This window comes from Bacillus sp. LJBV19, assembly GCF_017797845.1.
Taxonomy (GTDB): Bacteria; Bacillota; Bacilli; order Bacillales; family Bacillaceae; genus Bacillus; species Bacillus velezensis.
The window spans coordinates 1,722,225-1,735,972 of record NZ_CP072563.1; the positions used below are offsets into that span (position 1 = coordinate 1,722,225).

General features: G+C 44.9%; 11 protein-coding genes. 10 read left to right on the forward strand and 1 reads right to left on the reverse strand.

The genetic code is table 11. The annotated features are described in order from the left end of the window. Positions 1-53: 53 nt before the first annotated feature. The 8 genes from spoVS to mutL all read left to right on the forward strand — a co-directional run bounded on the left by spoVS (position 54) and on the right by mutL (position 10,307). Positions 54-314, forward strand: a complete 261-nt coding sequence (spoVS, locus tag J6600_RS08595) for a stage V sporulation protein SpoVS (RefSeq protein ID WP_003154135.1) — start codon at positions 54-56, stop codon at positions 312-314. A gap of 257 nt (positions 315-571) precedes the next feature. Next, the gene (tdh, locus tag J6600_RS08600) at positions 572-1,618 is read left to right on the forward strand and encodes an L-threonine 3-dehydrogenase (protein ID WP_209388250.1); all 1,047 of its coding nucleotides are present in this window, start codon (positions 572-574) and stop codon (positions 1,616-1,618) included. 12 nt (positions 1,619-1,630) lie between these two features. Next, positions 1,631-2,809: a glycine C-acetyltransferase gene (locus tag J6600_RS08605; protein WP_029325912.1), complete on the forward strand. Its 1,179-nt coding sequence runs from the start codon at positions 1,631-1,633 to the stop codon at positions 2,807-2,809. A 142-nt stretch (positions 2,810-2,951) separates the two neighbouring features. Beyond that, a complete protein-coding gene (gene miaB, locus J6600_RS08610) occupies positions 2,952-4,481 on the forward strand; it encodes a tRNA (N6-isopentenyl adenosine(37)-C2)-methylthiotransferase MiaB (RefSeq protein WP_003154116.1) in 1,530 nt (509 codons plus the stop codon). A gap of 2 nt (positions 4,482-4,483) precedes the next feature. Next, complete coding sequence (gene ricA / locus J6600_RS08615) at positions 4,484-4,915, forward strand: regulatory iron-sulfur-containing complex subunit RicA (protein ID WP_003154113.1); 432 nt, start codon at positions 4,484-4,486, stop codon at positions 4,913-4,915. A 252-nt stretch (positions 4,916-5,167) separates the two neighbouring features. Next, positions 5,168-5,713, forward strand: coding sequence for an outer spore coat protein CotE (gene cotE / locus J6600_RS08620; RefSeq protein ID WP_003154111.1), 546 nt, complete (start codon positions 5,168-5,170; stop codon positions 5,711-5,713). A 118-nt stretch (positions 5,714-5,831) separates the two neighbouring features. Further along, a complete protein-coding gene (gene mutS / locus J6600_RS08625) occupies positions 5,832-8,417 on the forward strand; it encodes a DNA mismatch repair protein MutS (protein ID WP_038461807.1) in 2,586 nt (861 codons plus the stop codon). Between the two features lie 15 nt (positions 8,418-8,432). Next, on the forward strand, positions 8,433-10,307 hold the full coding sequence (mutL, locus tag J6600_RS08630; protein ID WP_209388251.1) for a DNA mismatch repair endonuclease MutL: 1,875 nt from the start codon (positions 8,433-8,435) through the stop codon (positions 10,305-10,307). A 401-nt stretch (positions 10,308-10,708) separates the two neighbouring features. Here the strand turns inward: mutL and J6600_RS08635 are convergent, their stop codons facing one another. Continuing rightward, a complete protein-coding gene (locus J6600_RS08635) occupies positions 10,709-10,918 on the reverse strand; it encodes a hypothetical protein (RefSeq protein WP_209388252.1) in 210 nt (69 codons plus the stop codon). Between the two features lie 962 nt (positions 10,919-11,880). On the opposite strand from J6600_RS08635, the gene J6600_RS08640 reads away from it, so the two are divergent. Both J6600_RS08640 and fabD read left to right on the forward strand, forming a co-directional pair. Then, positions 11,881-12,558: an MBL fold metallo-hydrolase gene (locus J6600_RS08640; protein WP_003154103.1), complete on the forward strand. Its 678-nt coding sequence runs from the start codon at positions 11,881-11,883 to the stop codon at positions 12,556-12,558. A 314-nt stretch (positions 12,559-12,872) separates the two neighbouring features. Continuing rightward, positions 12,873-13,742: an ACP S-malonyltransferase gene (gene fabD, locus J6600_RS08645; RefSeq protein ID WP_015417505.1), complete on the forward strand. Its 870-nt coding sequence runs from the start codon at positions 12,873-12,875 to the stop codon at positions 13,740-13,742. Positions 13,743-13,748: the final 6 nt, after the last annotated feature.

Consider the following 13,748-nt stretch of genomic DNA (forward strand, 5'->3'; position numbering starts at 1 on the left):
GATTGTTCTAATGAACACTCACTTATCCATTGTAAAACTAAGGGGGAGCAGAAATGGAAATCTTAAAAGTTTCAGCAAAATCAAGTCCAAATTCAGTAGCAGGCGCGCTTGCCGGTGTATTGAGGGAACGCGGAGCCGCCGAAATTCAAGCAATTGGGGCGGGTGCCTTAAACCAGGCTGTTAAAGCGGTTGCGATTGCCAGAGGCTTTGTCGCGCCAAGCGGCGTAGATTTGATTTGTATTCCGGCTTTTACAGATATACAGATTGACGGAGAAGAAAGAACGGCGATTAAGTTAATCGTCGAACCCCGTTAAAAACAAAAACATGACATTCTCAACCTGCTTGCGTAAGGCGAGCGGGTTGTTTTTATTGTTGTCATATTTTCTCACAATATTATATTGATAGTACGAAGAGATGATAAATGGCTTTATTCATATAATATTCAAAAAAAATCCCGCCCATTTTTCCGGACGGAAGCAGTTGTTTTCTTGGAGTGGACACTGGTATTTACCTCCTTTTTATCTCATGTTACAATCCAGTTATTACAGTGTTTTTTCGAGGAGGAGTGTACATGTTGGGAGGAAAGATGAAAGCTATCGTCAAAAATGAAAACGCTTTCGGAGCAACTCTGAAAGAAATTCCCATACCTTCCATTAATGAGAATGAAGTTCTCATTAAAGTACAGGCCGCATCTATATGCGGTACAGATGTGCATATTTATAATTGGGATCAATGGGCGCAGAAACGAATCAAAACACCTCAAGTATTCGGACATGAATTCAGCGGTATCGTAGCGGAAACGGGCAAGCACGTCACAAATGTCAAAATAGGTGACTACGTTTCGGCTGAAACCCACTTCGTCTGCGGTACTTGTGTCCCTTGTTTAACAGGAAAACATCATGTGTGCACCCATACAAAGATCCTCGGCGTAGATACAGCCGGTTCCTTCGCTGAATATGTCAAAGTGCCGGCTCGAAATGTTTGGAAAAATCCCGCTGATATGGACCCCGCCGTCGCTTCTGTTCAAGAGCCGCTTGGCAACGCGGTGCATACGGTGCTGGAAAACAGCCAGCTTGCGGGCGGTTCCGCTGCAATTATCGGTTGCGGACCGATCGGACTGATGGCGGTGGCGGTGGCTAAAGCGGCCGGTGCGTCCCGTATTGCGGCCATTGATAAAAATGATTACAGGCTGGCTCTTGCGAAGAAATTGGGAGCCGCGATCACCATTCCAGCTGACGAGGAAGATCCGCTTGAGGTGATCGACACCTTAACAGGCGGAGAAGGAATCGACCTTGTCTGTGAAATGTCCGGCCACCCGACAGCCATAACACAAGGATTAAAGATGGCGGCCAACGGGGGAAGGTTCCACATGCTGAGTCTGCCGGAACGTCCGGTGACGGTTGACCTGACAAATGACGTGGTGTTTAAAGGACTTACCGTCCAAGGCATCACAGGCAGAAAAATGTTTGAAACATGGCGGAAGGTATCGCACCTGCTTGAATCCGGCCTTGTTGATCTGACGCCGGTGATCACGCATCAGTTTCCGCTTGAAGACTTTGAAAAAGGGTTTGACCTGATGAGAAAGGGCCAGTGCGGCAAAGTCATTTTGATTCCATAAGGGGAGGGTTCTATAATGAAAGAATTTGAATTTCTAAAAGCCGAGCTTGATAAAATGAAAGAAAATAAAACGTGGCAGCAAATGAAACAAATTGAAACGAAGCAGGGTCCGTCGGTGGAAGTCAAAGGGGAAAACGTGATACAGCTTTCATCGAACAATTATCTCGGTTTGACGTCGCATCCAAGGCTTGTCGAAGCGGCCAAACGCGCCGCGGAGGAATTCGGAGCGGGTACGGGGTCCGTCCGGACAATCGCCGGAACATTCACAATGCACAATGAGCTGGAGAAGAAATTGGCAAACTTTAAAAAAACAGAAGCGGCACTTGTTTTTCAATCGGGGTTCACAACGAATCAGGGCGTCCTATCAAGCATTCTTACAAAAGAGGATATCGTGATCTCTGACGAACTGAACCATGCTTCCATCATTGACGGGATCAGGCTCACAAAAGCAGATAAAAAGGTGTACCGCCATGTTGATATGGACGATTTGGAAAGGGTGCTGAAAAAATCAATGAATTACCGCATGCGCCTGATCGTCACCGACGGCGTATTCTCAATGGACGGCAACATCGCTCCTTTGCCTGACATCGTCAAACTTGCAGAGGCGTACGATGCCTTTGTGATGGTCGACGACGCGCATGCTTCCGGCGTACTCGGAAAAAACGGAAGGGGAACGGTTAATCACTTCGGGCTTGACGGAAGAGTCCACATACAGGTGGGCACATTAAGCAAAGCCATCGGAGTGCTTGGCGGTTACGCCGCAGGGTCGCAGGTTCTGATCGATTACCTGCGCCATAAAGGGCGTCCTTTCTTATTCAGCACTTCTCATCCGCCTGCGGTAACGGCCGCATGCATAGAAGCCATTGACGTCCTGCTGGAAGAGCCGGAGCATATGGAAAAGCTATGGGAGAACACGGCGTATTTCAAAGACAAACTGGTTCAAATGGGGCTGACCCTCACAAAAAGCGAAACACCGATCGTGCCGATATTAATAGGGGAGGAAGAAAAAGCCCAGGCATTATCAGACCTTTTATTGACCCGCGGCGTCTTTGCACAAAGCATCGTGTATCCGACGGTCGCCCAAGGAAAAGCGAGAATCCGCACCATTATTACGGCGGAGCATACAAAAGAGGAGCTTGACCGGGCCTTGGAAGTTATCCGTTCAGCCGCAAAAGAGCTTCAGCTTGTGTAAGGGGGAAATGATTCCCTCTTTTTTATTTCTTATTGATTCTTATTCTCAATAAGGTGTACAATAATAGGCTGGCGGTTGTGCCAAACGCTTTTAACCAGTATACTTGAGGGTGGAAGTTTCGGTTGAAGGGAGACATTCGAACATGAATGAAAAGCAAAAGCAGGAAAGCGGACAAGTGAATCCGGCGGACAAAAAATCCGAAAAGGATTACAGCAAGTATTTTGAAGCCGTATATATTCCGCCTTCTTTAAAAGATGCGAAAAAACGGGGCAAAGAATCCGTTCAATATCATAACGATTTTAAAATCTCAGAAGAATTTAAAGGCCTCGGTGAAGGCAGGAAATTTTATATCCGCACGTACGGGTGCCAAATGAACGAGCATGATACGGAAGTCATGGCGGGTATTTTTATGGCGCTCGGTTATGAAGCGACAAATTCGGTTGATGACGCGAACGTTATTTTATTAAACACTTGCGCTATCCGGGAAAACGCTGAAAACAAAGTGTTCGGAGAGCTCGGCCATTTAAAGGCGCTCAAAAAAAATAACCCGGACCTGATTCTCGGCGTCTGCGGCTGCATGTCACAGGAAGAATCAGTCGTAAACCGCATCCTTAAGAAGCACCCGTTTGTCGATATGATTTTCGGCACGCACAACATCCACCGTCTGCCGGAACTTTTATCAGAGGCATATTTATCAAAAGAGATGGTCATTGAAGTGTGGTCGAAGGAAGGGGATGTCATTGAAAACCTTCCGAAAGTCCGCAACGGAAAAATTAAAGGCTGGGTCAACATTATGTACGGCTGTGACAAGTTCTGCACATACTGCATCGTACCGTATACCCGCGGAAAAGAACGAAGCCGCCGTCCTGAGGAAATTATCCAGGAAGTCAGAAGACTTGCAAGCGAAGGCTATAAAGAAATCACGCTGCTCGGTCAAAACGTGAATGCGTACGGAAAAGATTTTGAGGATATGACGTACGGTCTCGGTGATTTAATGGACGAACTGCGTAAAATTGATATTCCGAGAATCCGATTCACGACGAGTCATCCGCGTGACTTTGATGATCATCTGATCGAAGTGCTCGCCAAAGGCGGCAACCTTCTTGATCATATCCATCTTCCGGTTCAATCAGGAAGCTCAGCGATGTTAAAAATGATGGCGCGCAAATATGACAGAGAACGCTATCTGGAGCTTGTCGGAAAAATTAAAGCGGCGATGCCGAACGCTTCACTGACGACCGATATTATTGTCGGTTTCCCGAATGAAACCGATGAACAATTTGAAGAAACGCTTTCGTTATATCGCGAAGTGGAATTTGACAGCGCATATACGTTTATTTACTCTCCGCGTGAAGGCACGCCGGCAGCGAAGATGAAAGACAATGTTCCGATGAGGGTCAAGAAAGAACGTCTTCAGCGCCTCAATGATTTGGTGAAAGAAATTTCAGCCAAAAAAATGAAGGAATATGAAGGCAGGACTGTCGAAGTATTAGTTGAGGGAGAAAGCAAAAATAACCCTGACATTCTTGCCGGCTATACGGAAAAAAGCAAGCTCGTCAACTTCAAAGGGCCGAAAGACGCCATCGGCAAGATTGTACGCGTCAAAATCGAACAGGCGAAAACATGGTCGCTTGACGGTGTGATGGCAGGAGAAGCAATCGAGGTGAAATAATAATGACGCTTTACTCTAAGAAAGACATTGTACAGCAGGCTAGGAACCTTGCGAAAATGATTTCTGAAACAGAAGAAGTTGATTTTTTCAAACGCGCTGAGGCGCAGATTAACGAAAATGAAAAAGTCTCTGCGATTATTAATCAGATTAAAACCCTGCAAAAGCAAGCCGTTAACCTGAAGCACTACGAAAAGCTTGAAGCGCTGAAACAAGTGGAAAGTAAAATTGACGCCCTGCAGGAAGAGCTTGAAGGGATTCCGATCATTCAGGAATTCAGAGATTCCCAGATTGAGGTCAATGACCTTCTTCAGCTTGTCGCACATACGATCTCAAATCAGGTGACAAACGAAATCATTACATCTACCGGAGGCAACCTGCTGACGGGAGAAACCGGTTCAAAAGTAAAACATTCGAATAACAGCTGTTCTATTTAAACACGGGGCCTTCATCGGCCCGTGTTTTTTTGCTGTTTGAGAACTAATTGTAATGTGTACTAAATTTTCATTAGATCACCGTTTTGTCCCATTTTACTGGAAAGTTTTATCATACTTAAAAGTAAAGTTTCTGGGCAGGGCTGCATACAATGAAACAGAAACTTTGTATTTTTATATTTTTATTATAAAAATGCACATGAGACAAATGCCCAGCATAAGATAACACGAAGAAGAACAAGGAGGCCTGCCGGAATGTCTGAATACAGGGAAATTATTACGAAAGCGGTAGTTGCGAAAGGAAGAAAATTCACCCAATGCACCAACACGATCTCACCTGGAGAAAAACCGTCAAGTATATTGGGCGGCTGGATTATCAACCACAAGTACGATGCCGAAAAGATCGGGAAGACTGTAGAAATTGAAGGGTATTATGATATAAACGTCTGGTACTCTTACGCCGATAATACAAAAACGGAAGTTGTAACCGAGAGAGTAAAGTATGTCGATGTGATTAAACTCAGATACAGAGACACAAATTACTTAGATGACGAACACGAAGTCATTGCCAAAGTGCTGCAGCAGCCGAATTGTCTTGAAGTCACCATTTCTCCTAACGGAAATAAAATCGTGGTTCAGGCAGAGAGAGAATTTTTAGCAGAAGTGGTCGGTGAAACGAAAGTCGTCGTCGAAGTCAATCCTGACTGGGAAGAAGACGATGATGATGATTGGGAAGACGATCTTGATGAAGAATTAGAGGACATTAACCCTGAATTTTTAGTCGGAGATCCTGAAGAATAAGTTGAGGCTAGGGGAGTTTAACACCCCAAGTCTCTTTTTTATATATAAAGATATCACTCTTTTGTTTATGTTATAATGGGATTCGGATAAGAGAAGATACATAGTGAGGGATTAAATGATGGCTAGTTACACGCCTATGATACAGCAATACTTGAAGATAAAGGCAGAGCACCAAGATGCCTTTTTATTTTTTCGGCTTGGTGACTTTTATGAAATGTTTTTTGAAGATGCAAAAAAAGCGTCACAAGAGCTTGAAATTACACTGACAAGCAGAGACGGAGGTTCGGCTGATAAAATTCCGATGTGCGGCGTGCCGTATCATTCCGCGGCGGCTTATATTGAACAGCTGATTAAAAAGGGCTATAAAGTGGCGATCTGTGAACAGACGGAAGATCCGAAGGCGGCTAAAGGCGTTGTGAAAAGAGAAGTCGTCCAGCTGATCACACCGGGAACCGTGATGGATGGAAAAGGCATCCATGAATCGGAAAACAACTTTATCGCTTCCGTTTCCGAATTTCGTAACGGATACGGTCTCGCTTTATCGGACTTAACGACCGGAGAAAACCTGGCCGTATTTATTGAGCGGATTGAAGATGTCATGTCAGAAATTTACTCAGTCGGCGCAAAGGAAATTGTCGTATCAAGCAAGTTTAACGAACATACAGCTGCTCAGCTGAAAGAACGGTGCGGCGCCACGATTTCCATCGAAGACGGGGAAATAACAGAACGCATTGAAATCGCAAAGCACTTGCCGGGCGAAGAGCTGACAGAGACGTTTATGCGTTTATATACGTATTTGCAGAAAACGCAAAAACGGAGCCTGGATCATCTGCAGCCGGTTCAAGTATATGAATTGGAAGAAGCGATGAAAATTGACCTGTATTCAAAACGGAATCTTGAGCTGACGGAAACGATCCGTTCGAAAAGCAAAAAAGGGTCATTGCTTTGGCTTTTAGACGAGACGAAAACAGCGATGGGCGGCCGGCTTCTCAAACAATGGATTGACCGCCCGCTGATCAGGGCATCCCAAATCGAAGAACGTCAGGAAATGGTCGAGACGCTGATCAATCATCTGTTTGAGCGTGAAGATCTGCGCGAGCGCCTGAAGGAAGTATACGATTTAGAACGTCTGGCGGGCCGGGTCGCATTCGGAAACGTCAACGCAAGGGATTTAATCCAGCTGAAAGAATCTTTAAAACAAGTGCCGAGCATCAAAGAGCTTGTAGGGTCTCTTAACCATAAAAAAGCAAAAGAACGCGCCGGCTTGATTGATCCGTGCGGAGATTTGCTTGACCTGTTAGAAGAAGCCCTTCATGAAAACCCGCCGTTATCGTTAAAAGAAGGCAACTTAATTAAAGACGGCTATCATCAGAAGCTCGATGAGTACCGTGACGCCAGCAAAAACGGTAAAGACTGGATTGCCAGACTGGAGCAGCAGGAACGCGCTTATACGGGCATCCGTTCATTAAAGGTCGGTTTCAATAAAGTGTTCGGCTATTATATTGAAGTCACAAAAGCAAACCTTCATCTGCTTGAAGACGGACGGTATGAGCGGAAGCAGACCCTCACAAACGCCGAACGGTATATTACGCCGGAATTGAAGGAAAAAGAAGCGCTTATTTTAGAAGCGGAAAACAACATCTGCGAGCTGGAATATGAGCTTTTTGCCGGACTGCGTGAAAAGGTGAAACAATTTATTCCGCGTCTGCAGCGTCTTGCCAAACAAATGAGTGAGCTGGACGCACTGCAATGCTTTGCTACGATCAGTGAAAACAGGCATTACACAAAGCCCGTCTTTTCTGATAATGAAGTAAAAGTCATTGAAGGGAGACACCCCGTCGTTGAAAAGGTGATGGACAGTCAAGAATACGTGCCGAACAACTGCCTGATGGGCGATTCGCGGGAAATGCTCCTGATTACGGGTCCGAATATGTCAGGTAAAAGCACGTACATGAGACAGATCGCACTTTTATCGATCATGGCCCAGATCGGCTGTTTTGTGCCCGCAAAAGAAGCGGTTCTGCCGATTTTTGATCAAATCTTCACGAGAATCGGGGCAGCGGATGATTTGATTTCCGGACAAAGCACCTTTATGGTGGAAATGCTGGAAGCGAAAAACGCGATTGTGAACGCCACAAAAGACAGCCTGATCCTGTTTGATGAAATCGGCCGCGGGACATCAACGTACGACGGAATGGCGCTGGCACAGGCGATTATTGAATATGTTCACGATCATATCGGCGCTAAAACACTGTTCAGCACGCATTATCATGAGCTGACGGTGCTTGAAGATAAGCTTCCTCAGCTGAAAAACGTTCATGTGCGCGCAGAGGAATATAACGGAACGGTCGTGTTTCTCCATCAAATCAAAGAAGGAGCCGCAGATAAAAGTTACGGCATTCATGTCGCCCAGCTTGCCGAGCTCCCGGATGATCTGATCAGCCGCGCGCAGGAGATCTTAAAACAGCTTGAGCAGACGGGAGATAAACCGGAGCTTCCGGCGGTATCTGAGAAAAAGTCCGCCGTCAGAGAAGAACCGGCACAGCTGTCCTTTTTTGCTGACGGTGAAAAAGAACAGAAGGCACCGGCTGTTTCTAATAAAGAAAAACAAGTGCTTGAAGCCTTTAAGTCAATCAATATTCTCGATATGACGCCGCTTGAAGCGATGAACGAAATGTACAAGCTGCAAAAAAAATTAAAATAGAAAGAGGTGACGGACTTGGCAAAAGTCATCCAGCTGTCAGATGAACTTTCAAATAAAATAGCGGCCGGCGAGGTGGTCGAACGGCCTGCCTCAGTCGTTAAAGAATTGGTGGAAAACGCCATCGACGCAAACAGTACAGTCATTGAAATCGACATAGAGGAAGCGGGGCTTTCGTCGATTCGGGTGCTCGATAACGGCGAAGGGATGGAAACCGATGATTGCAAGCGGGCTTTCCGCCGCCACGCGACCAGTAAAATCAAAGATGAAAACGACCTGTTCCGGGTGAGAACACTCGGTTTCCGCGGAGAAGCTTTGCCAAGTATCGCGTCTGTTTCTCATCTGGAAATTAAAACGAGCATCGGCGAGGGAGCGGGCACCCATCTCATTCTTCAGGGCGGGAATATCATTTCTGAACAGAAATCCTCCAGCAGAAAAGGAACGGAGATTATCGTTACCAACCTGTTTTTCAATACACCCGCCAGATTGAAATATATGAAAACCGTGCATACGGAGCTCGGCAATATTACGGATGTTGTCAACCGGATCGCTCTTGCGCATCCGGAAGTATCGATCCGTCTCCGTCATCAGGGGAAAAATCTGCTGCAGACAAACGGTAACGGGGACGTGCGCCATGTGCTGGCCGCAATTTACGGGACGGCGGTTGCGAAAAAAATGATACCGCTCCATGTCAGCTCGCTTGATTTTGAAGTCAAGGGCTACATTGCGCTTCCGGAAATCACGCGTGCATCCAGAAACTACATGTCATCTGTCATTAATGGAAGATACATTAAGAATTTCCCGCTTGTAAAAGCGGTGCATGAGGGCTATCACACACTTCTGCCGATCGGCCGCCATCCGATTACGTTTATCGAAATTACGATGGACCCGATTTTGGTCGATGTCAATGTACATCCCTCAAAGCTTGAAGTCCGCCTCAGCAAAGAGACGGAGCTGCATGAGCTGATCCGTGACGGGATAAAGGAAGTGTTTCAAAAGCAGCGGCTTATTCCGAGCGCCCAGCTCCCGAAAAAATCAGCGCCGGCACCGGCCAAAAACGAACAGCAATTTATGACATTCGAGGAAAGCGCGCCTGAGCGGAAACTTCCTGAAAAAACGCCGGAGCCGTCTTACTCACCAATGAAGCTGAGTTCGGTCGTAAAAGAGCCTGAGCCGGTAATAATAGAAGAAGAGATCCTCCCGAAGGAAGCGGATCACGGAGTGCCGCCGGAGCTCGGCATGCCGGTAACGGAAGCGCCTGTTTCCGATACTCCGGAACCGGAAGCTGTCTCTGAAGAAATACGTGAAGAAAGAGTTCCGGTGATGTATCCGATCGGCCAAATGCACGGGACATATATTTTAGCCCAAAACGAAAACGGCTTGTATATCATTGACCAGCATGCGGCACAAGAACGGATTAAATACGAATATTTCCGGGAAAAAGTCGGGCAGGTCGAGCCTGAAGTACAGGACATGATCGTGCCGCTCACCTTTCATTACGCGGCAAATGAAGCGCTGATCATTGACCAGCATCAGCATGAGCTTGAAAGTGTCGGAGTGTTTTTAGAAGCATTCGGCACGAACAGCTACATCGTCCGCTGCCATCCGGCCTGGTTTCCAAAAGGGGAAGAAGCTGAACTGATTGAAGAAATCATTCAGCAGGTGCTTGACGCCAAACAGATCGATATTAAGAAACTGCGGGAGGAAGCGGCCATTATGATGAGCTGCAAAGGCTCAATCAAAGCGAACCGCCATTTGCGAAACGATGAAATCAAAGCGCTCTTGGACGACCTGCGCCGAACGACAGACCCGTTCACATGCCCGCACGGCCGGCCGATCATTATCCACCACAGCACGTATGAGATGGAGAAGATGTTTAAGCGTGTGATGTAATAACAACGTTTATGTGAGACTAAACCGTTATTTGCCCACAAGTAGCCTTACTAGTTTGAATGACCCAGCCTTTCAGAGATAACTTTTGAGTTTTTTAATTTCTGGCATAATTGTTGCATCGGTATGCCGTCAATCATGAAAATAATTTGTTTAACATCCAGCTGCTTTTCTGTCATATAAAAATTGTTTTTGGAGAGTATTTGGGGTTGGCGTTGTAGTATCCTGGGTTTGGTGTAACCGTCTATATCGTCAATTGACTGCATTAATAGTGAAATAATTGGAGAAAACGGTTCCTGAAAAATCTCATGTTATTTGTGAAGAATTTAAATGAAATTGGAATTTGGCGGGTTATACTATCCGCAAGTTAGTCAAGGGGGACTAGTAATTAGCCCCCCTTACATTTAGTTCTTCCTGCGGTTTTTTCTATTTTTGATCAAACTGAAAATCACTAAGAGAACCACACCGATAGCAACAATATAAAATGAAATTTCTGCTGCTGTGGTATTAATATTCTTAAGAACAAGGATAAGTCCTATTAAAACTATAGGAATGATGCAAGTTAGAATTTTTATAGCTTTTGGGCTCGGTTCAGCATTGCTTTTATCTTCCATAGTTACCTCCGATCTTAACACTTTAGAAAATAATCACTTTAAAGCTTAACACAGGATAAATTTGTTAAACACCAACAATAGCCCCGTTTAAATGAAAAGCCTAAGAGTTTTAGTAATCCACCAAGCGGCTGTTGGGTTGCCAGTTCTTTAGAGCACCCGCATAGCACGCATCTTCAACTGCACCAGTAAAATTGTCGATCGTATTAAGAATTATTTCAAAACGCCGATTCCACCCATAGCAGCTTTAACTTTAGCAGGTATTGCATCCCGATCTGCTCTTAGTGCTTTTGCATCCCAGGGCAATTTACCTTGAGCAGTAAACTCCGACCCATATAACATAGTCTATTTGTCTAATGTTTAATATTTACTTTTTACACTTAATGATTTTATGTTAGTTTTGTTTTTGCACAGTAAAAAGCTGCGCGACGCTTTCGTGAATTGTTGCAGCTAGGGCTGATTTGAAAAGAGTGTAAATTACGCCGTGCTTTTCTAAGTTCAATTATGTTAATGTCAACATAATGTTGAATTCGGTGTAAGAACTAAGGTATTCTGATATATTTTGGGGAAGCCGTATGGGTTTAGGTTATCTTGAAGAAAAGGATTGAAATAATAATCTTGATTGCGGGTCATTTCTAAAAACTGATTATCCCCTTCGGCCGCTTCGACAATTGCTTTTCAAAACAAAAGCTCAATTTGTTTTCTTTTTATCCGAAACCCATATTCATCCTTCATTTTCTGAATAAAATCTCCTAAAGTATTCATGTAAATGAATATTCTTATTTCCTTATATATTACGATAACAAATTTTAAAAACCGGAGGCTGGTTCTTTTGGTTGATTTGAACAGTTTTTTATCTTTACCGGAAAATCCATGGAAAAACGTGGTGTCATCTGGTAAAGTGGTTACAGTCGGCTGGGCGGCGGCAGCAGTCTGCCCGGATCTTTTAAATGGGAATGGTGACAATGGATCATACATATGAAGTGCATCAAATCAAAACTTATCACCAGATGTGGTCCAACTATTGTTATATTATCGCAGACCGCTCAAAAAAATCTGCGATAGCGGTGGACCCGTCCTGGGAAATCGATAAAATAACCGATAAACTGCATGAATTGGATGTTGATTTATCAGCTATTTTATTAACACATTCGCATTATGACCATGTAAACTTGGCGGAGCCGCTTCAGCAAATCTATCATTCTGATATATACATGTCGTCGGCGGAAATCGATTTCTATCAATTCCGGTGCAGAAACTTAATAGCGCTTGAAGACGGCCAAACCTTTGCGGCCGGAGGGTTTATCATCAGAAGTATACTGACCCCGGGACATACGGCCGGGGGAATGTGCTATTTGCTATCTGATCATCTTTTTACCGGTGACACCGTGTTTACAGAAGGGTGCGGTATATGTGAGGACAGGGGCAGCTCAGCTGAAGATATGTTTCACAGTATACAGAGGATCAAAGCCTCCATTCCGCCGCATGTGCGTGTGTATCCGGGGCACTCCTTCGGGGAGAAGCCGGGTCAAAAAATGGAGAGTCTTTTGAAAAACAATATTTACTTTCAGATTGAAAAAAAAGAACATTTCGTGAATTTTCGCAACAGAAAAAATCAAAAAGGGCTGTTTCATTTTAAGTAATGTGTAATTTAGTTCTATCTAACTAGCTTTCCTTTTGAGGCAAGGAACTTCTGAAATGGAATGGTAGTTATTACTAGATTTCTGGTGATGAATGGCTGAGTAACGGGAGTTTGCGGAAGAGAACGCCGGGCAGGCCGGATGGGACATTCTGCTTACGCCTGTTCCGAAAGCCCTGAGTCCGCCTTCTGACAGGGAAAAATAGGCATTATTCAGGAGTTCGCATAGGATAAATTAACTTGACATGGTATTTTTGTGAAGTTACTATCAACTTGAACATGCTTCTTATCTGAATCCGAGAAAGGATGGCTGAGAAAATGATCACATACTTATTCCCCGGACAAGGTTCTCAAAAGCAGGGAATGGGGAGCTCATTGTTTGATGAATTTAAAGACTTAACGGAGCAGGCTGATGAAACACTCGGATATTCCATGAAACGGCTTTGTCTTGAGAATCCGTATTCCAATCTTCATAAGACGCAGTTCACCCAGCCTGCTTTATATGTTGTAAACGCGTTAAGCTATTTGAAAAAAATCCAAGACAATGACATAAAGCCGGATTATGTGGCCGGCCACAGTTTGGGAGAATATAATGCACTGTTTGCAGCAGGTGCTTTTGATTTTATTACCGGCCTGCAGCTTGTCCGTAAAAGAGGCGAATTAATGAGTATGGCCACTGACGGAAAAATGGCCGCTGTTATGGGGTTAACTGCAGCTCAAGTGTCAGACGCCCTTCAAACGCACGGATTACATACGATTGATATTGCCAATATGAATTCTCCTCACCAAGTTGTCATATCCGGACGCAAAGAAGACATTGAAAGAGCCAAAAGCGTATTCGAAGGATTAAAAGACGTTACGATGTTTCATCCGTTAAACGTAAGCGGCGCTTTTCACTCGAGATATATGAGTGAAGCAAAACAAGAGTTCGAAAAATTTTTACAGTCATTTCATTTTTCTGCTATATCAATTCCCGTCATTTCTAATGTGCATGCCAGACCTTATGAGCAAGACGGAATCCACTCCGTTCTGGCCGATCAGATCGACCATTCAGTGCGATGGAACGACAGCATCCGCTATCTGCTGGACAAAGGGCGGATGGAATTTGAAGAAGTCGGCCCGGGCCATGTGCTGACAGGGCTTATTCACCGCATCAAAAAAGAAACTGAAGCTTCACCCGCCATGTAGCGGAAC

Bases quoted from the DNA above. Each gene is read 5' to 3' on its own strand.
- cotE (WP_003154111.1), top strand. From the start codon at position 5,168: ATGTCTGAATACAGGGAAATTATTACGAAAGCGGTAGTTGCGAAAGGA.
- tdh (WP_209388250.1), top strand. From the start codon at position 572: ATGTTGGGAGGAAAGATGAAAGCTATCGTCAAAAATGAAAACGCTTTC.
- J6600_RS08635 (WP_209388252.1), bottom strand. From the start codon at position 10,918: ATGGAAGATAAAAGCAATGCTGAACCGAGCCCAAAAGCTATAAAAATT.
- ricA (WP_003154113.1), top strand. From the start codon at position 4,484: ATGACGCTTTACTCTAAGAAAGACATTGTACAGCAGGCTAGGAACCTT.
- miaB (WP_003154116.1), top strand. From the start codon at position 2,952: ATGAATGAAAAGCAAAAGCAGGAAAGCGGACAAGTGAATCCGGCGGAC.
- fabD (WP_015417505.1), top strand. From the start codon at position 12,873: ATGATCACATACTTATTCCCCGGACAAGGTTCTCAAAAGCAGGGAATG.
- spoVS (WP_003154135.1), top strand. From the start codon at position 54: ATGGAAATCTTAAAAGTTTCAGCAAAATCAAGTCCAAATTCAGTAGCA.
- J6600_RS08640 (WP_003154103.1), top strand. From the start codon at position 11,881: ATGGATCATACATATGAAGTGCATCAAATCAAAACTTATCACCAGATG.
- mutS (WP_038461807.1), top strand. From the start codon at position 5,832: ATGGCTAGTTACACGCCTATGATACAGCAATACTTGAAGATAAAGGCA.